We start from the raw sequence: 17,953 nt of genomic DNA, 5'->3' as shown, positions 1-17,953 counted from the left end.
CATGATATAGTAATAAAGCTTAGAAAATGAGATGATGTTTTCTAGCAAATATAAACCCGAGTAAAAAATGCCTACGGACAGGCAGGGTTGAATGCCGAAGCGTGGTTGAAAAACCACATTATTGATAGGGTTAAAAGCCTACTTTTATAAGTTGATGTTAGGACGTTTGTCCTAATTCATAAATTTTTAGTGTGGTGAAAGCACACGTCATCTTGTGAAACGATCAATAAAGTACGTAATATTTGCTACTAGAGAGTTAGGAAACATCGGGAACAGACATACTCAACAGAAACAAACATAAAAACGTCGGAAGATTGCAGAGCAGGTGAAATCCTGCTCTTTTTTCATGAGTCAACCTTTAGTTCCTTAGTTTTCATAAGGTCCTAAAAATATTGAAAGGAGTATGTCTTGAAAGAGTTAGATCAAAACCAAGCCCCAATTTATGAGGCCTTGGTGAAGTTGCGCAAGAAAAGGATTGTTCCCTTTGATGTTCCAGGTCACAAGCGTGGACGAGGAAATCCAGAACTTGTCGAACTCTTAGGAGAAAAATGTGTAGGCATTGATGTCAATTCGATGAAACCCTTGGATAATTTAGGCCACCCCATTTCGATTATTCGAGATGCAGAGGAGCTGGCTGCAGATGCTTTTGGAGCAGCCCATGCTTTTCTCATGATTGGGGGAACAACTTCATCGGTGCAGACTATGATTCTGTCAACCTGCAAGGCTGGAGATAAGATTATTCTGCCACGAAATGTCCATAAATCTGCCATCAATGCGCTGGTTCTATGTGGTGCCATTCCAATCTATATCGAGATGAGTGTAGATCCTAAGATTGGTATCGCTTTAGGTCTTGAAAATGACCGAGTAGCCCAGGCCATAAAGGAGCATCCAGATGCCAAGGCCATTTTGATTAACAATCCTACTTATTACGGCATCTGTTCAGACCTAAAGGGGTTGACAGAAATGGCTCATGAAGCTGGCATGATGGTTTTAGTAGATGAAGCCCACGGAGCGCATTTGCATTTCACTGATAAACTTCCAATTTCTGCTATGGATGCAGGTGCTGATATGGCAGCAGTCTCCATGCATAAGTCTGGTGGGAGTTTGACCCAAAGTTCGCTTCTTTTAATCGGAGAGCAGATGAATCCTGAGTACGTTCGTCAGATAATCAATCTGACCCAGTCAACATCTGCCTCTTATTTGCTGATGGCTAGTTTGGATATTTCACGTCGTAATCTAGCCCTTCGTGGTAAAGAGTCGTTTGAGAAGGTCATTGAGCTATCCGAGTACGCTCGTCGTGAAATCAATGCCATTGGTGGCTACTATGCCTACTCAAAAGAGTTAATAGATGGTGTGTCGGTCTGTGATTTTGATGTAACCAAGTTGTCAGTTTACACTCAGGGTATTGGCTTAACAGGTATCGAGGTTTATGACCTCCTACGTGATGAATACGACATTCAGATCGAGTTTGGTGATATTGGCAATATCTTGGCCTATATTTCGATTGGTGACCGTATCCAAGACATCGAGCGCTTGGTCGGTGCTTTGGCTGATATCAAGAGACTCTATTCACGAGATGGGAAGGACTTGATAGCTGGAGAATATATCCAGCCCGAGTTGGTGTTATCTCCTCAGGAAGCCTTCTATTCAGAGAGAAAAAGTTTGTCTTTAGACGAATCTGTTGGACAGGTCTGTGGGGAATTTGTCATGTGCTATCCTCCAGGTATTCCTATCTTGGCTCCTGGAGAACGCATTACACGTGAAATTGTAGACTATATCCAATTTGCCAAGGAACGTGGTTGCTCTCTCCAAGGGACAGAAGATCCTGAGGTCAATCACATCAACGTCATTAAGAGAAAGGAGAACTAGATGGATTTATGGTTTTCTGAAGTTCATACTCCAGATGTGAAATTGTCCCTGAGAACAGCCAAGCAACTCTACGCTGGTAAAAGTGAATGGCAGGATATCGAAGTATTGGATACCCCAGCTTTTGGGAAAATACTGATTTTAAATGGGCACGTCTTATTTTCAGATGCGGATGATTTTGTCTACAATGAAATGACCGTTCATGTTCCCATGGCTGTCCACCCAAATCCCAAGAAAGTCTTGGTTATTGGGGGTGGCGACGGTGGTGTTGCCCAAGTATTAACACTCTATCCAGAATTGGAACAAATCGATATTGTGGAACCGGATGAGATGCTAGTTGAGGTTTGTCGTGAGTATTTCCCAGATTTTGCCGCAGGGCTAGATGATCCTCGTGTTACCATTTACTACCAAAATGGACTACGCTTTTTGCGAAACTGCGAAGATGACTATGATATTATTATCAACGATGCGACAGATCCCTTTGGACATACAGAAGGGCTCTTTACCAAGGAATTTTACGGTAACAGTTATAGAGCCTTGAAAGAAGACGGTATCATGATTTACCAGCATGGAAGTCCCTTCTTTGACGAAGATGAGTCAGCTTGTCGTAGCATGCACCGCAAGGTCAATCAAGCCTTTCCAATCAGTCGGGTCTATCAGGCCCATATCCCAACTAGCCCAGCTGGCTATTGGTTGTTTGGATTTGCATCGAAAAAATACCACCCTGTCAAAGATTTTGACAAGGAAGGCTGGAAAAAACGCCAGCTTTTCACTGAATACTACACTGCAAACTTACATGTAGGGGCCTTTATGTTGCCCAAGTATGTTGAGGACATTTTAGAAGAAGAGGAAGGAAAAAAATGAGTCGTTTATTAGTTATTGGATGTGGGGGCGTTGCCCAAGTTGCTATTTCAAAGATTTGTCAAGATAGCGAAACTTTTAAAGAAATTATGATTGCTAGCCGTACCAAGTCAAAATGTGATGACTTGAAAGCTAAATTGGAAGGCAAAACAAGTACAAAGATTGAGACAGCTGCCCTTGATGCTGATAAGGTTGAAGAAGTGATTGCCCTGATTGAAAGCTACAAGCCAGAAGCTGTTTTGAACGTAGCTCTGCCTTATCAAGATTTAACCATCATGGATGCTTGTTTGGCGACTGGAGTTCACTATATCGATACGGCCAACTACGAAGCCGAGGATACAGAAGACCCTGAATGGCGTGCTATTTATGAGAAACGTTGTAAGGAACTTGGATTTACAGCCTACTTTGACTACTCATGGCAGTGGGCTTATCAAGAGAAATTCAAAGAAGCAGGCTTGACTGCTCTTCTTGGTTCTGGTTTTGACCCAGGTGTGACTAGTGTCTTTTCAGCCTATGCCCTCAAACACTATTTTGATGAAATCCATTATATCGACATTTTAGACTGTAATGGTGGTGACCACGGTTATCCATTTGCGACAAACTTTAACCCAGAAATCAATCTACGCGAGGTTTCTGCACCAGGTTCTTACTGGGAAGATGGGAAATGGGTTGAGGTTGAAGCAATGTTTATCAAGCGTGAGTACGATTTCCCACAGGTTGGGCAAAAAGACATGTATCTCCTTCACCACGAAGAAATCGAATCATTGGCTAAGAACATTCCAGGTGTCAAACGTATTCGTTTCTTTATGACTTTTGGTCAATCTTACTTGACGCACATGAAATGTCTTGAAAATGTTGGACTCCTTCGTACGGATACCATTAACTTTAACGGTCAAGAAATCGTTCCAATCCAATTCTTGAAAGCCTTACTTCCAGATCCTGCCAGCCTTGGCCCACGTACTGTAGGTAAAACCAATATTGGATGTATCTTTACAGGTGTTAAAGACGGTGTTGAAAAGACCATCTACATTTACAATGTTTGCGACCATCAGGAATGTTACGCGGAAGTTGGTTCACAAGCTATTTCTTACACGACTGGCGTTCCAGCCATGATTGGAACAAAATTGGTTATGAACGGTACTTGGAAACAAGCTGGAGTGTATAATCTTGAGGAGTTAGATCCAGATCCATTTATGGAAGCTTTGCATGAGTATGGTTTGCCATGGGTTGTGGTTGAAAATCCACAAATGGTGGACTGATGAAGTTAGAACAAGTAGCAACACCAGCTTACGTCATTGACTTGGCAAAGTTAGAAGCCAACTGTCGCATTTTACAATATGTACAAGAAGAAGCTTGCTGCAAGGTTTTGCTTGCCCAGAAGGCTTATTCCCTCTACAAAACCTATCCCTTGATTAGCCAGTATTTATCAGGTACGACAGCCAGTGGACTCTATGAGGCCAAATTAGCAAGGGAAGAATTTCCTGGTGAAGTCCATGTATTTGCGCCAGCTTTCAAGGATGCGGACTTGGAGGAATTGCTGGAGATAACGGACCATATCGTCTTTAACTCGGAGAGACAATTGCGTAAACATGGGCCTCGTTGTCGGGAGGCTGGTGTCAGTGTAGGTTTACGTCTCAATCCTCAATGTTCAACTCAAGGAGATCACGCGCTCTACGACCCCTGCGCACCTGGTTCTCGCTTTGGAGTCACTCTAGACAAGATTCCGAGTGATTTACTAGATTTGGTGGATGGTCTTCATTTTCACACCCTTTGCGAGCAGGGAGCAGATGATTTAGAAACAACTTTGAAAGCAGTAGAAGCGCAGTTTGGTTCTTATTTACATGAAGTAAAATGGCTCAATATGGGTGGCGGACACCACATCACAAGAGAAGGTTACGATGTGGATTTGCTGATTTCAGAAATCAAGCGTATCCGAGAAACTTACAATCTTGAAATCTATATCGAGCCTGGTGAAGCTATTGCGCTCAATGCTGGTTATCTAGCAACTGAAGTATTGGATATTGTAGAAAACGGTATGGAAATCTTGGTTTTAGATGCCTCTGCGACCTGCCATATGCCTGATGTACTTGAGATGCCCTATCGTCCACCTTTGAGAAATGGCTTTGAGGCACAGGAAAAAGACCATACCTACAGGCTTTCTTCCAATACTTGTCTGACGGGCGATGTGATTGGTGATTATAGCTTTGAAAATCCAGTTCAAATCGGTGATAGACTTTATTTTGAAGACATGGCCATTTATTCTTTTGTCAAAAATAATACCTTTAATGGTATTGGATTGCCAAGTCTCTATCTCATGGACGAACAGGAAGACTGCAGCTTGGTCAAAGCTTTCGGATATCAAGACTTTAAAGGGAGATTATCATGATGAACAGTCCAAAAAAATTAGGCTATCGTATGCCAGCAGAGTACGAACCCCATCATGGTACCCTCATGATATGGCCGACTCGACCAGGATCGTGGCCTTTTCAAGGAAAAGCTGCTAAAGCAGCATTTAGCCAGATTATCAAAACCATTGCAGAAGGGGAAAGAGTTTATCTTTTGGTAGAGCAAGACTACTTAGCTGAAGCCCAAGACTACCTTGGAGATAGCGTTGTTTATTTAGACATTCCCACCAATGATGCCTGGGCTAGAGATACAGGACCGACCATTCTCCTCAATGATAAAAGGGAAAAGTTGGCAGTAGACTGGTCTTTCAATGCTTGGGGTGGTGCTGTTGATGGTCTCTACCAAGACTACGAAGCCGATGACCAAGTAGCCAGTCGTTTTGCTGAGGCCTTGGAAATGCCTGTTTATGATGCCAAACCTTTTGTCCTAGAAGGCGGAGCCATTCATAGCGATGGTCAAGGAACCATTCTCGTGACTGAAAGTTGCTTGCTTAGTCCCGGTCGCAATCCTCATCTAAGTAAAGAGGAAATTGAGAATACCTTATTAGAGAGCCTTGGAGCTGAAAAAGTTATTTGGCTTCCTTATGGTATTTATCAAGATGAAACCAATGAACACGTTGACAATGTTTCTGCCTTTGTTGGTCCTGCAGAGCTTGTCTTGGCTTGGACGGACGACGAAAGTGATCCTCAATATGCCATGTCAAAAGCAGATCTCGAACTCTTAGAGCAAGAGACAGATGCAAAAGGACGTAAGTTTATCATTCATAAATTGCCTATCCCTGCAGTTCGTCAAGTTGTGACAGAAGAGGATTTGCCAGGCTACATCTATGAAGAAGGAGAAGAAGAGCGATACGCAGGTGAACGACTAGCAGCTTCCTACGTAAACTTTTATATCGCCAACAAGGCTGTCTTGGTTCCACAGTTTGATGATATAAACGATCAAGTAGCCTTAGATATCCTCAGTAAGTGTTTTCCAGACCGTAAAGTTGTCGGAATTCCAGCCAGAGATATTCTCTTAGGTGGTGGAAATATCCACTGTATCACCCAACAAATCCCAAAATAGGAGAAAAAGATGAGAAATGTAAAAGTTGCAGCCATTCAGATGCAATGCGCTAAGGATGTCGCAACAAATATCCAAACCGCAGAGCGTTTAGTACGTCAGGCTGCAGAACAAGGTGCACAAATTATTCTTTTACCCGAGTTGTTTGAACGTCCCTATTTCTGTCAGGAACGCCAGTATGACTACTACCAGCATGCCCAGTCGGTGACAGACAATACAGCTATTCAACATTTTAAAACCATTGCCAAGGAGCTAAAGGTCGTTTTACCAATCAGTTTCTATGAAAAAGATGGCAATGTCTTGTATAACTCTATTGCCGTTATTGATGCTGATGGGGAAGTGCTGGGCGTTTATCGGAAAACCCATATACCAGATGATCATTATTATCAAGAAAAGTTTTATTTTACGCCTGGCAACACTGGTTTCAAGGTCTGGGATACTCGCTATGCCAAGATTGGGATCGGTATCTGTTGGGATCAATGGTTCCCTGAAACAGCGCGCTGTCTTGCGTTAAATGGTGCTGAATTGCTCTTTTATCCTACAGCCATCGGTTCAGAGCCAATTTTAGATACGGATAGTTGTGGTCATTGGCAACGTACCATGCAAGGACACGCAGCAGCAAATATTGTTCCAGTTATCGCAGCCAATCGTTATGGGTTAGAGGAAGTCACTCCAAGTGAGGAAAATGGTGGACAGAGTTCCAGTCTTGACTTCTACGGTTCATCCTTTATGACGGATGAAACAGGAGCTATTCTAGAGCTAGCTGAAAGACAAGGCGAAGCTGTTCTGTTAACTACTTATGACCTAGACAAGGGAGCAAGCGAACGCCTAAACTGGGGCTTGTTTCGAGATAGAAGACCCGAAATGTATCAACGCATTACGGACTAGTAGGGAAAAAATGAGAAATTCATTCTGCTAGACTAACTTCTTATTAGCAACTATAAGGATACTATGTTGTCTAGCAAGTGGATTTTATATTTTAATCCTCTAAGACTTTCTCGCGCTTTGATGCGAGGAGCTTTTCTGTTTAAGCTTTATCAATAAAACATGCTATAATAGTTTCAGAAAGGTTGGTAGTTATGGCTAGGATATTGGTTATTGAAGACAATAGTGACATTCAAGAGATTTTACGAACACTTCTTACTGAAGAGCATGAGGTGATTCAAGCCTTTTCTGGTACAGAAGGAATCATGCTTTTTGACCAAGGTGGGATTGACCTCGTTTTGCTAGATATCATGCTTCCTGGGAAAAATGGGGATCAGGTTTTAAAAGCTATCAGGGAACAAAGTCAAATTCCAGTCATTATGCTAACGGCTTTGGGCGATAAGAAATTAATCAGTCAATACCTCTTAGACGGTGCCAATGATTACATAGTCAAGCCTTTTGACTTGGATGAAGTCTTTGCAAGAGTTACTGTTCAATTACGTCAAAGTGCAGAAAAACAGCCTATGGAAATAGGAAAAACTGAAAATCTGCCACAAAACTTGAAAAATATCCAGTTTGATGCAGAGAGTTTTGAAATCAAAAATAGTCAGGAAACGATTCGCCTTGCCAAAAAAGAATGCTTGATCCTCCAAACTCTCCTTAAACATCCTAAGAAAATTTTTACCAAAGAAGAACTTTATGAATTGGTCTGGGAGGATAGCTACCTACCTGGAGATAATACCCTCAATACGCATTTGAGTAATCTTCGTAAAAAATTAAACCAGCTTGACCCAAATCAAGAATATATTGAAACCATCTGGGGAGTTGGGGTAAGATTAAAAGGAGACAAGCAATGACCTACATGATAATCTTTGTTCTACTGGTACTCCTAATTGTTTTATCGATTGCATTGATTCGCTACCATCTAGCACTTGAAAGTCTGAGTCAACAGATTGAAGACAAGATTCTCACAGGTAGCATGAAAAGAGTCGGAGTCAGCATTTTTTCCAAACATTTTTTACATCTCTACCAGCAGATTGAGAATCTATTTCAGGAAGTAGAACAATCTCGATTGGTGATGAAAAGGGAAAAGCAGACTCTGGATATGGCCATCAGCAATATCGCCCACGATATTCGGACGCCTTTGACTATCGCTTCAGGCTACACCCAACAATTGATAAAGTCTCCTGAAGACAAAGCAGAAACCTTACAAAAAATAGCCCAGCATCTTGATTTAGTTTCCAAACGTTTGGAGGCTCTCCTAGAATATCGTCGTTTGATGGAAGGAGCTGTCAAACCGAAACTGGAAGAAGTGGATTTTTCAGCTGTTATCACCAAAAAGACTCTGGCTTACTATGATGTTTTTCAGGCGGCAAATATCACGCTTGATTTTAAGGTTGAAGCTGGTTTAAAAATGAGGACTGATGAAGACTTGCTGGATCGAATTTTACAAAATTTGCTTGGAAATGTCCTAAAACATGGCAAGGAAGAAGCGCGGCTATCTTTGCGAAAGGAAAAGGAACAGCTTGTCTTAGAAATTGCAAACCTTGTCAAACAGCCCATCAAAAGAATAGAGAATCTCAGCAATCGTTTTTATTCTGAAAATCTATCAGACACAGAAGAATCCTCTGGTTTAGGCCTTTATATCACTGAGGAATTATGTCATCTTCTCGGTGCAGAGATGAAACTAAGCACAGATGGGCAGTGGTTGTCAGTTTTCATTTATTTTTAACGAAAAGAATCCTCCTCTGTAGGCTAGAGGAGGTCTTTTTTATAGACTTTTCTTTTTGAAAACTATCAGTCCACCTATATTAAAGATTACAATAACAGCTAAGCTAACTATAATGGTGTAGAAAATGGACTCACTATTAGCAGTCATAGCATAGGTAAATTGCAAGGACAAATATGGCAAAATTTTGATATTTGGAAAAATGAGCATTGGCATAGAAAGTAAGATAGAGCTGACAAAATAACCAATAAATACTGCAAGATAAGAATGACTCACATAGAGAATAAAGGAAACAATGGAAAGCCAAGCAAGGAGGCAAAATAATTGAAGGAAAATGGTTATCAGTAGATTTCCAATAAAGCCATCAGGCATAGTTCCAAATCCATTTAAGATAGTTGCTGGAATAAAGGCAATTACAAGACAGATGATCACTTGTAAAAGTGCAATAGAAGTCAATACAAAGGCTTTGGCAAGGAAAAACTCGGTACGAGAAACACCCACTGTTAAATTATTTTTATAGAGTTTGCCGATTAAATCAACTCCAAGAACGAGGCAAGCAAGAATGATGCAGAGAAAAACGAGGTTTGAACCTTGACTAGATGCGTTAATAAGTGCTTGCACACCATTCCAACCTTGGGTTGGAATTTCTGGTTCTTCTGTCTGAATTGCCATCAGATGGCCAGTAGCCCCAAAAATAGCCCCCATTAACATGAGTACAAAGAGAATGAACTCTGTAATCCAGAATCCTTTGGAACGGAAAAGACGGTAAAAGTCTGCTTGAATGGTATGTATCATGATTTTCCTCCTATTGGACCAATTGAGTGAAGTATTCTTCTAGGTTTTGACGGGCATAGTAAATCTCGTCAATGTCAACATCTGCCAAGGTTAATTCCTTAAGAATCTGTTTGACATCTTGTTCCTGACCAAAAATATGGATTTCATTTTCTGGATTAACAACCTTGAACTGGAGCTGGATTTGTTCTTTCAATACTTGACAAGCTTTCTCTTGGTCAGCTGTCTTAAGCACAATATAATCCTCACTTAGTGTTTCAAATTCAGCTTTGCTGATTTCACGGATAACCTTGCCTTGATCTAAAATACCAAAGCGATTAGCTAGGAGATAGAGTTCTGACAAGATATGGCTAGAGATGAGAATAGTGATCCCTTTCTCTTGATTGAGCCGTTGAATCATGAGTCGAAATTCTTTGATACCGATTGGGTCGAGACCGTTGATAGGTTCATCTAAAATCAGGAAGTCTGGTTTGGATAGGAGGGCAATGGCGATGCCAAGTCTTTGCTTCATTCCAAGAGAGAAATCTCGAAAGACTTTTTTACCTGTATCTGCCAAACCTACATAGTCCAGCGTTTCTCGAATGACTTGATCAGCATTTGGAATATGACGAATCATACAGTAATATTTCAGATTTTGATAGGCTGTTAAGTGATTATGAGCTACAGGTGATTCAATCACTGAACCTACTCGAGATAGGGCCTTGGTCCACTCATTTTCCGATTGACTAGAAAAGAGGGAAACAGTCCCTTTATCCGCAAAGAGTAGTTGCGTAATGATTTTTATCAAGGTGGTTTTCCCAGCTCCGTTCTTCCCGATAAGTCCATAAATATCTCCCTCTCTTACCGTTAGATGAAGATCCTGAAGGATAGCTTGTTTGTCAAAGTTTTTGGACAATCCATGAATGTCAAGTACTGTTTTCATGATTCTCTCCTTTTGATTTATTTTGATAACTTTAGTATAAAGCATAGAAATCAAAGAAAACTCAAGGATTTCTAAAGAGTTTCTAAAGTTTTAGGAATTCTTAAATATCAAAACCCAGTTGACACGAACTGGGCTTCTTAATTATAAAATATATTTCTCAATGGCACGCGCAACACCGTCTTCTTCATTGCTTGCTGTAACGGCATCCGCAAGAGATTTGACATAATCGCTGGCATTTCCCATTGCAATTCCAAGCCCTGCAAACTGGAGCATTTCGATATCGTTATTGGCATCGCCCATGGCCAGGATTTCTGAGGAATCAATCTTCAAAATCTCAGCTAGTCGAGAAAGAGCAGTGGCCTTTGTCGTTCCAAGTGGCATAGCTTCATAAATGACAGGCTGCGAACGAACTCCACTAAATCGTTGGCAAAGCTCCTCAGCAAAACGCTCTTCAAAATCGTCTGTTTGCTCCTCTGTACCTAAAAACATACCTTGGAACATGCGATACTTGCCACTAGTCGCTTCCTCAAGAGAAATTTCTGTCAAGTCTGAAAAGACTAGTTCGGCATCATTTTGGATGACTTGATTGGGCTTGCCACCGAGGACAAAATAATGTGTCTCGTCAAAAAGAGTCAACTGAACATCACTTTTTTCAGCTAGGTCATAGAGGTACTCGATGTCTGCTGGACTGAGTTCTTGCCAATCAATCAGACTCCAATCACTTGTCTGGTGAGTTGAACAACCGTTGTTAACAATGACATATTCGTTCTGGAGATCCAGCCCCAGTTTTTTATAGTAGGGGAGGACGCCGAAAAGCGGGCGCCCCGTACAGAGAACTAGTTTGACACCTTTTTCAATGGCTTGGTGAATAGCAGTAATGTGAGCTTGTGGGATTTCCTTGGCTTCATTGAGGAGGGTTCCATCCATATCCAAGGCTAGTAGTTTAATCATAGGTCTTCCTTCTTTATCTTTTGGTATTATTATAGCATATTTTGGAGAAGAAATTGATAGAAAGCTTGGGGCTAATTGATTTTACAGTTTAAGATGTTTTGATAACAATTCATGATTTGAAGAGGATATTTGGCCAAGATATGCTATACTAAACTTGTTATACAGTTAAGTAAACCATTCTATTCAATAAGCTAGCCAAGGAAAACAGAGGATTTAAGATGAAAAAACGAATTATTCAGATTTTACTAGCATTATCCTTAATTTTTTACAACTCAACTTGGTTTTGGGGAGTTTTCAATCATCTCGCAAAGTCCTATCTACCAGCAAGTCGTGAGTTTTTTCAGATTCTACTTTTGCTGGAAAGTGGTGTTCTTTTGTCAGCAGTCATCTATCTACTAGTTTTTGCAGGAAAGAAGACTTTTCATTTCAAGTGGCAGTTGAGGTACTTTATCTACCTTTTACTGGGCTACATCATTTTGCATATGTCGGACTTCTTCTTGTCTTATTTCATATCCCCGCCTTCAAATCAAATTTCTTTGAATGAAACGATAGAAATGATGGGGAGACAGGAATTACCCTATTTTTTGCTCATAGCTTGCTTCATCGGCCCTATTGCTGAGGAATTGATTTATCGCGGTGTGCTTATGACAACCTTTTTCAAAAACTCGCCTTGGTACGGAGATGTCTTGCTTTCTGCTATTATTTTCGGTTATATTCATATCAATTTTGCTTTAACTCTTCTTGCTTTTTTCATTTATGCTAGCGGAGGGCTTATTTTGGCTCTATTGTATCGCATGACTAAAAATCTCTACTATCCAATACTAGTTCATATTTTCATCAATATCACTGCCTTCTGGAATGTATGGTTACTCCTATTTTCAGGAAGTTAGCTTACTAAAACAATGTCGGAACTTTCCGGCATTTTCTTTTTTTCACAAATAGTCAACGTTTTTCTTTTCGATATTGGAGTGGTGTGTATCCAGTTATTTTTTTGAATTGATTTTGAAAATAAGATTGGCTTGAGAAAGGTAGATAGTGAAGATAGTTAAGAAGAATAGGATGTTCTTTTTTCCTTTTTGGAAAACTTCTAAAATATGGTATAATGAAAAGATAAAGAAGTTGGGGGTAGAAGATGAACATTCAACAATTACGCTATGTTGTGGCTATTGCAAATAGCGGTACTTTTCGTGAAGCTGCTGAAAAGATGTATGTTAGTCAGCCGAGTCTGTCTATTTCTGTTCGTGATTTGGAAAAAGAATTGGGTTTTAAGATTTTCCGTCGGACCAGCTCAGGGACTTTCTTGACTCGTCGAGGTATGGAATTCTATGAAAAAGCGCAAGAATTGGTTAAAGGATTTGATATTTTTCAAAATCAGTATGCCAATCCTGAAGAAGAAAAAGATGAATTTTCCATTGCTAGTCAGCACTATGACTTCTTGCCACCGACGATTACGGCTTTTTCAGAGCGCTATCCTGACTATAAGAACTTTCGTATTTTTGAATCAACTACTGTTCAAATCTTAGACGAAGTAGCTCAGGGGCACAGTGAGATTGGGATTATCTACCTCAACAATCAAAATAAAAAAGGGATCATGCAACGGGTTGAAAAGTTAGGCCTTGAAGTCATTGAACTGATTCCCTTCTATACCCATATTTATCTCCGCGAGGGGCATCCTTTGGCTCAGAAAGAGGAACTGGTCATGGAGGATTTAGCGGATTTACCGACAGTTCGTTTTACTCAAGAGAAAGACGAGTACCTTTATTATTCGGAGAACTTTGTCGATACCAGTGCGAGCTCACAGATGTTTAATGTGACAGACCGTGCCACCTTGAATGGTATTTTGGAGCGTACGGATGCCTATGCGACAGGTTCTGGATTTTTAGATAGTGACAGTGTGAATGGCATTACAGTTATTCGTCTCAAGGATAACTTAGATAATCGCATGGTCTATGTTAAACGTGAAGAAGTAGAGCTTAGTCAAGCTGGGACTCTTTTCGTAGAAGTCATGCAAGAATATTTTGATCAAAAGAGGAAATCATGAAAAAAAGAGGAATAGTGGCAGTCATTGTACTGCTTTTGATTGCGCTGGATCAGTTGGTCAAATCCTATATCGTCCAGCAGATTCCACTGGGTGAAGTGCGTTCTTGGATTCCCAATTTCGTTAGCTTGACCTACCTGCAAAATCGAGGGGCAGCCTTTTCTATCTTACAAGATCAGCAGTTCTTATTTGCTATCATTACTCTGGTTGTCGTGGTAGGTGCCATTTGGTATCTACATAAACACATGGAGGAGTCACTCTGGATGGTCTTGGGTTTGACTTTGATCATTGCAGGTGGTCTTGGAAATTTTATTGACAGGGTGAGTCAGGGCTTTGTTGTGGATATGTTTCACTTTGACTTTATCAATTTTGCAATTTTCAATGTGGCAGATAGCTATCTGACTGTTGGAGTGATTATTTTATTGATTGCAATGCTAAAAGAGGAAATAAATGGAAATTAAAATTGAAATTGGTGGTCTGCGCTTAGATAAGGCTTTGTCGGATTTGACAGAATTATCACGCAGTCTCGCGAATGAACAAATCAAATCAGGCCAGGTCTTGGTCAATGGTCAAGTAAAGAAAGCTAAATACACAGTTCAAGAGGGCGATGTCGTCACTTACCATGTACCAGAGCCAGAGGTTTTAGAGTATGTGGCTGAGGATCTTCCACTAGACATCATCTACCAAGATGAGGACGTTGCTGTCGTTAACAAACCTCAGGGAATGGTTGTGCATCCGAGTGCTGGTCATACCAGTGGAACTCTAGTCAATGCCCTTATGTATCATATTAAGGACTTGTCGGGTATCAATGGGGTTCTACGCCCAGGAATTGTTCACCGTATTGATAAGGATACGTCAGGTCTTCTTATGATTGCTAAAAATGATGAGGCGCATCTAGCACTTGCCCAAGAGCTCAAGGATAAAAAGTCTTTACGCAAATATTGGGCGATTGTTCATGGAAATCTGCCCAATGATCGTGGTGTGATTGAAGCGCCGATTGGCCGTAGTGAAAAAGACCGTAAGAAACAGGCTGTGACTGCTAAAGGGAAGCCTGCAGTGACTCGTTTCCACGTTTTGGAACGCTTTGGTGATTATAGCTTAGTGGAGTTGCAACTGGAGACAGGGCGTACCCATCAAATCCGTGTTCACATGGCTTATATTGGCCATCCAGTCGCTGGTGATGAAGTCTATGGTCCTCGCAAGACTTTGAAAGGACATGGACAATTTCTTCATGCTAAGACTTTAGGTTTTACTCATCCGAGAACAGGTGAGATCTTGGAATTTACAGCAGATATCCCAGAAATTTTTAAGGAAACATTAGAGAGATTGAGGAAGTAAGAATGAAGTGTAAAAAGAAGTCCAGTATAATTATGGTAACTGCAATCTTAATTATATATATATATATATATATAATGGGTTAACGCTAGAAAAATATTTTGGCTTTTCCAGTAATAAAATACATTTTGTTAATGTACTGACTGCAGGAAGTGATGCTATTATTTTGGAAAGTAATGGTCATTTTGCCATGATTGATGTAGGAGAAGATTATGATTTTCCTGATGGTAGTAATCCTAAATATCCTTTGAGACCAGGAATCGGTACTTCTTATAAGCATGTAATGACAGATAGAGTATTCCGTCATTTGAAGGAATTGGGTGTCCGAAAACTTGATTTTATTTTGGTGACCCATACCCACAGTGACCATATTGGAAATATGGATGAAATATTAGATAAATACCCTGTTGATCGTATTTATATGAAAAGATATGATGATAGTCGTATAACTGATAAAAATCGTTTGTGGGATAATCTCTACGGATATGATAATGCGATTAAAGCTGCAAATCGTAATGGGGTGAAATTAATTCAAGATATATCGGCAGATAAATCTCATTTTCAGTTTGGAGACATGGATATTCAGCTCTATAATTATGAAAATGAATATGATGAGAATGGAAATCTTAAACCTGTTTGGGACGATAATTCCAATTCCTTGATTAGTGTAGTCAAAGTCAATGGCAAGAAAATTTACCTTGGGGGCGACTTAGATAATGTTCATGGAGCAGAAGACAAGTATGGTCCTCTTATTGGAAAAGTTGATTTGATGAAGTTTAATCATCATAAGGATACCGAAAAATCAAATACAAAAAACTTTATATTAAATCTATCTCCAGAAATCATAGTGCAGACAAGTGATGCTGTTCCAGGTTTTTATGATAGTCCTATTGTAGACAACCCTGAATATATAGCATGGTTAGATAGTTTAGGGATAAAGCGAATAAATGCAGCTAGTACAGAATATGATGCAACTGTTTTTGATATTAGACAAAATGGCATAGTTGATATAAGTAAACAATATAAAAAAATACCATCGTTTGTTTCAGGATGGCATCAGAAATCTAATGGCGATTGGTGGTACCAAGCACCAGATTCTACAGGAAATTATTCTATCGGTTGGAACGAAATTGATGGAAAAAGATATTATTTTAATCAAAAAGGAATTCTAATAGAGCAATAATGAAAAAGAAATTGATTAGTTTAGCACTTGCAGGCGCTTTTTTAGGTTTGTCATGGTATGGGAATGTTCAAGCTCAAGAAAGTTCAGAAAATAAAATCCACTTTATAAATGTTCAAGAAGGTGGCAGTGATGCGATTATTCTTGAAAGCAATGGACATTTTGCCATGGTGGATACAGGAGAAGATTATGATTTCCCAGATGGAAGTGATTCTCGTTATCCATGGAGAGAAGGAATTGAAACGTCTTATAAGCATGTTCTGACAGACCGTGTCTTTCGTCGTTTGAAGGAATTGGGTGTCCAAAAACTTGATTTTATTTTGGTGACCCATACCCACAGTGATCATATTGGAAATGTTGATGAATTACTGTCTACCTATCCAGTTGACCGAGTCTATCTTAAAAAATATAGTGATAATCGTATTACTAATTCTGAACGTTTATGGGATAATTTGTACGGTTATGATAAGGTTTTACAGACTGCCGCCGAAAAAGGTGTTTCAGTTATTCAAAACATCACACAAGGAGATGCTCATTTTCAGTTTGGGGACATGGATATTCAACTCTATAACTATGAAAATGAAACAGATTCATCAGGTGAATTAAAGAAAATTTGGGATGATAATTCTAATTCCTTGATTAGCGTAGTAAAAGTCAATGGTAAGAAAATTTACCTTGGGGGCGACTTAGATAATGTTCATGGAGCAGAAGACAAGTATGGTCCTCTCATTGGAAAAGTTGATTTGATGAAGTTTAACCATCACCGTGATACCAATAAATCAAACACCAAGGATTTCATTAAAAATTTGAGTCCGAGTTTGATTGTTCAAACCTCGGATAGTTTACCTTGGAAAAATGGTGTTGATAGTGAGTATGTCAATTGGCTCAAAGAACGAGGAATTGAAAGAATCAACGCAGCCAGCAAAGACTATGATGCAACAGTTTTTGATATTCGACAAGATGGTTTTGTCAATATTTCAACGTCCTACAAGCCGATTCCAAGTTTTCAAGCTGGTTGGCATAAGAGTGCGTATGGGAACTGGTGGTATCAAGCGCCTGATTCTACAGGAGAGTATGCTGTCGGTTGGAATGAAATCGAAGGTGAATGGTATTACTTTAACCAAACGGGTATCTTGTTACAGAATCAATGGAAAAAATGGAACAATCATTGGTTCTATTTGACAGACTCTGGTGCTTCTGCTAAAAATTGGAAGAAAATTGATGGAATTTGGTATTATTTCAACAAAGAAAATCAGATGGAAATTGGTTGGGTAAATACTGGAGGTCAGTCCTATTATTTATCAAACGATGGCTCTATGAAGACAGGTTGGCTTCAATATAAGGGACAATGGTATTACTTTGCTCAATCAGGGGAAATGAAAACAGGCTGGGTAAAAGATAAAGAAATCTGGTACTATATGGATTCTACTGGCATTATGAAGACAGGTGAGATAGAAGTCGCTGGTCATCATTACTATCTGGAAGATTCAGGAGCTATGAAGCAAGGTTGGCTTAAAAAGGCAAATGCTTGGTACTTCTACAAGACAGACGGTTCACGAGCTGTTGGTTGGATCAAAGACAATGATAAATGGTACTTCTTGAAAGAAAATGGTCAATTACTTGTGAATGGTAAGACACCGGAAGGCTATACTGTTGATTCAAGTGGTGCTTGGTTAGTGGATGTTCCGATCGAGAAATCTGCTACAACTAGAGATACAAGTAACTCAGAAATAAAAGAATTCAAAGAAGTAGTGAAAAAAGATCTTGAAAATAAAGAAACGAGTCAACATGAAAGTGTTACAAGTTCTTCAACTAGTCAAGATTTGACTTCTTCAACTTCACAAAGCTCTGAAATGAGTGCAAACAAATCGAAATCAGAACAGTAGTAAA

17 protein-coding genes and 1 pseudogene are annotated in these 17,953 nt (G+C 39.8%); 14 read left to right on the top strand and 4 right to left on the bottom strand.

All coding sequences use genetic code 11. The features are described from left to right. Positions 1-408: 408 nt before the first annotated feature. From HWX15_RS01260 to HWX15_RS01225, 8 genes are all read left to right on the top strand, one after another. Positions 409-1,869, top strand: a complete 1,461-nt coding sequence (locus tag HWX15_RS01260) for an aminotransferase class I/II-fold pyridoxal phosphate-dependent enzyme (protein WP_175880030.1) — start codon at positions 409-411, stop codon at positions 1,867-1,869. After that, the gene (gene speE / locus HWX15_RS01255; RefSeq protein WP_000366713.1) at positions 1,870-2,730 is read left to right on the top strand and encodes a polyamine aminopropyltransferase; all 861 of its coding nucleotides are present in this window, start codon (positions 1,870-1,872) and stop codon (positions 2,728-2,730) included. After that, on the top strand, positions 2,727-3,986 hold the full coding sequence (locus tag HWX15_RS01250; protein WP_175880029.1) for a saccharopine dehydrogenase family protein: 1,260 nt from the start codon (positions 2,727-2,729) through the stop codon (positions 3,984-3,986). Before speE ends, HWX15_RS01250 begins: the two co-directional genes overlap by 4 nt. Then, positions 3,986-5,113: a carboxynorspermidine decarboxylase gene (gene nspC / locus HWX15_RS01245; RefSeq protein ID WP_175880028.1), complete on the top strand. Its 1,128-nt coding sequence runs from the start codon at positions 3,986-3,988 to the stop codon at positions 5,111-5,113. The genes HWX15_RS01250 and nspC overlap by 1 nt, the downstream gene beginning before the upstream one ends. After that, positions 5,110-6,195, top strand: coding sequence for an agmatine deiminase (gene aguA, locus HWX15_RS01240; protein WP_175880027.1), 1,086 nt, complete (start codon positions 5,110-5,112; stop codon positions 6,193-6,195). The genes nspC and aguA overlap by 4 nt, the downstream gene beginning before the upstream one ends. Positions 6,196-6,204: 9 nt before the next feature. Then, positions 6,205-7,080, top strand: a complete 876-nt coding sequence (gene aguB / locus HWX15_RS01235) for an N-carbamoylputrescine amidase (RefSeq protein WP_175880026.1) — start codon at positions 6,205-6,207, stop codon at positions 7,078-7,080. Between the two features lie 191 nt (positions 7,081-7,271). Next, positions 7,272-7,973, top strand: coding sequence for a response regulator transcription factor (locus HWX15_RS01230; protein WP_175880025.1), 702 nt, complete (start codon positions 7,272-7,274; stop codon positions 7,971-7,973). Then, the gene (locus tag HWX15_RS01225; protein ID WP_175880024.1) at positions 7,970-8,848 is read left to right on the top strand and encodes a sensor histidine kinase; all 879 of its coding nucleotides are present in this window, start codon (positions 7,970-7,972) and stop codon (positions 8,846-8,848) included. Before HWX15_RS01230 ends, HWX15_RS01225 begins: the two co-directional genes overlap by 4 nt. Positions 8,849-8,887: 39 nt before the next feature. On the opposite strand, the gene HWX15_RS01220 is transcribed toward HWX15_RS01225, so the two are convergent. The 3 genes from HWX15_RS01220 to HWX15_RS01210 all read right to left on the bottom strand — a co-directional run bounded on the left by HWX15_RS01220 (position 8,888) and on the right by HWX15_RS01210 (position 11,510). Then, the gene (locus HWX15_RS01220; RefSeq protein WP_175880023.1) at positions 8,888-9,640 is read right to left on the bottom strand and encodes an ABC transporter permease; all 753 of its coding nucleotides are present in this window, start codon (positions 9,638-9,640) and stop codon (positions 8,888-8,890) included. Between the two features lie 10 nt (positions 9,641-9,650). After that, on the bottom strand, positions 9,651-10,559 hold the full coding sequence (locus HWX15_RS01215) for an ABC transporter ATP-binding protein (protein WP_175880022.1): 909 nt from the start codon (positions 10,557-10,559) through the stop codon (positions 9,651-9,653). Between the two features lie 141 nt (positions 10,560-10,700). After that, positions 10,701-11,510, bottom strand: coding sequence for a Cof-type HAD-IIB family hydrolase (locus HWX15_RS01210; protein ID WP_050167256.1), 810 nt, complete (start codon positions 11,508-11,510; stop codon positions 10,701-10,703). A gap of 218 nt (positions 11,511-11,728) precedes the next feature. Between HWX15_RS01210 and HWX15_RS01205 the strand changes: the two genes are divergently transcribed. Further along, positions 11,729-12,400 (top strand): CPBP family intramembrane glutamic endopeptidase, encoded by a 672-nt coding sequence (locus HWX15_RS01205; protein WP_175880021.1) that lies wholly within the window; start codon positions 11,729-11,731, stop codon positions 12,398-12,400. A 52-nt stretch (positions 12,401-12,452) separates the two neighbouring features. Here the strand turns inward: HWX15_RS01205 and HWX15_RS01200 are convergent, their stop codons facing one another. Further along, on the bottom strand, positions 12,453-12,650 hold the full coding sequence (locus tag HWX15_RS01200) for an AraC family transcriptional regulator (RefSeq protein WP_175880020.1): 198 nt from the start codon (positions 12,648-12,650) through the stop codon (positions 12,453-12,455). On the opposite strand from HWX15_RS01200, the gene HWX15_RS01195 reads away from it, so the two are divergent. The 5 genes and pseudogenes from HWX15_RS01195 (at position 12,643) to cbpE (ending at position 17,949) form a co-directional block, all read left to right on the top strand. Beyond that, a complete protein-coding gene (locus HWX15_RS01195) occupies positions 12,643-13,551 on the top strand; it encodes a LysR family transcriptional regulator (protein ID WP_175880019.1) in 909 nt (302 codons plus the stop codon). The two genes, HWX15_RS01200 and HWX15_RS01195, sit on opposite strands and share 8 nt — an antisense overlap. Further along, positions 13,548-14,009 carry a signal peptidase II gene (lspA, locus tag HWX15_RS01190; RefSeq protein WP_175880018.1) on the top strand — a complete coding sequence of 154 codons (462 nt, stop codon included), beginning with the start codon at positions 13,548-13,550 and terminating at the stop codon, positions 14,007-14,009. Before HWX15_RS01195 ends, lspA begins: the two co-directional genes overlap by 4 nt. After that, the gene (locus HWX15_RS01185; RefSeq protein ID WP_175880017.1) at positions 13,999-14,886 is read left to right on the top strand and encodes an RluA family pseudouridine synthase; all 888 of its coding nucleotides are present in this window, start codon (positions 13,999-14,001) and stop codon (positions 14,884-14,886) included. Before lspA ends, HWX15_RS01185 begins: the two co-directional genes overlap by 11 nt. Positions 14,887-14,992: 106 nt before the next feature. Next, positions 14,993-16,060 (top strand): annotated as a pseudogene (locus HWX15_RS01180) (MBL fold metallo-hydrolase); the annotation flags it as partial. Between the two features lie 5 nt (positions 16,061-16,065). Further along, positions 16,066-17,949, top strand: coding sequence for a phosphorylcholine esterase CbpE (gene cbpE, locus HWX15_RS01175; RefSeq protein ID WP_175880016.1), 1,884 nt, complete (start codon positions 16,066-16,068; stop codon positions 17,947-17,949). The last annotated feature ends 4 nt before the right edge of the window (positions 17,950-17,953 follow it).

This window comes from Streptococcus thalassemiae, from assembly GCF_903645285.1.
GTDB classification, from domain to species: Bacteria; Bacillota; Bacilli; order Lactobacillales; family Streptococcaceae; genus Streptococcus; species Streptococcus thalassemiae.
This window is presented reverse-complemented; position numbering and strand designations above follow the sequence as displayed.

What these genes read in the sequence shown, in the direction of transcription:
- HWX15_RS01215 (WP_175880022.1), bottom strand. Translation starts at nt 10,559, where the DNA reads ATGAAAACAGTACTTGACATTCATGGATTGTCCAAAAACTTTGACAAA.
- HWX15_RS01225 (WP_175880024.1), top strand. Translation starts at nt 7,970, where the DNA reads ATGACCTACATGATAATCTTTGTTCTACTGGTACTCCTAATTGTTTTA.
- aguA (WP_175880027.1), top strand. Translation starts at nt 5,110, where the DNA reads ATGATGAACAGTCCAAAAAAATTAGGCTATCGTATGCCAGCAGAGTAC.
- speE (WP_000366713.1), top strand. Translation starts at nt 1,870, where the DNA reads ATGGATTTATGGTTTTCTGAAGTTCATACTCCAGATGTGAAATTGTCC.
- cbpE (WP_175880016.1), top strand. Translation starts at nt 16,066, where the DNA reads ATGAAAAAGAAATTGATTAGTTTAGCACTTGCAGGCGCTTTTTTAGGT.
- HWX15_RS01205 (WP_175880021.1), top strand. Translation starts at nt 11,729, where the DNA reads ATGAAAAAACGAATTATTCAGATTTTACTAGCATTATCCTTAATTTTT.
- nspC (WP_175880028.1), top strand. Translation starts at nt 3,986, where the DNA reads ATGAAGTTAGAACAAGTAGCAACACCAGCTTACGTCATTGACTTGGCA.
- lspA (WP_175880018.1), top strand. Translation starts at nt 13,548, where the DNA reads ATGAAAAAAAGAGGAATAGTGGCAGTCATTGTACTGCTTTTGATTGCG.
- HWX15_RS01195 (WP_175880019.1), top strand. Translation starts at nt 12,643, where the DNA reads ATGAACATTCAACAATTACGCTATGTTGTGGCTATTGCAAATAGCGGT.
- aguB (WP_175880026.1), top strand. Translation starts at nt 6,205, where the DNA reads ATGAGAAATGTAAAAGTTGCAGCCATTCAGATGCAATGCGCTAAGGAT.
- HWX15_RS01210 (WP_050167256.1), bottom strand. Translation starts at nt 11,510, where the DNA reads ATGATTAAACTACTAGCCTTGGATATGGATGGAACCCTCCTCAATGAA.
- HWX15_RS01185 (WP_175880017.1), top strand. Translation starts at nt 13,999, where the DNA reads ATGGAAATTAAAATTGAAATTGGTGGTCTGCGCTTAGATAAGGCTTTG.
- HWX15_RS01220 (WP_175880023.1), bottom strand. Translation starts at nt 9,640, where the DNA reads ATGATACATACCATTCAAGCAGACTTTTACCGTCTTTTCCGTTCCAAA.
- HWX15_RS01250 (WP_175880029.1), top strand. Translation starts at nt 2,727, where the DNA reads ATGAGTCGTTTATTAGTTATTGGATGTGGGGGCGTTGCCCAAGTTGCT.
- HWX15_RS01200 (WP_175880020.1), bottom strand. Translation starts at nt 12,650, where the DNA reads ATGTTCATCTTCTACCCCCAACTTCTTTATCTTTTCATTATACCATAT.
- HWX15_RS01230 (WP_175880025.1), top strand. Translation starts at nt 7,272, where the DNA reads ATGGCTAGGATATTGGTTATTGAAGACAATAGTGACATTCAAGAGATT.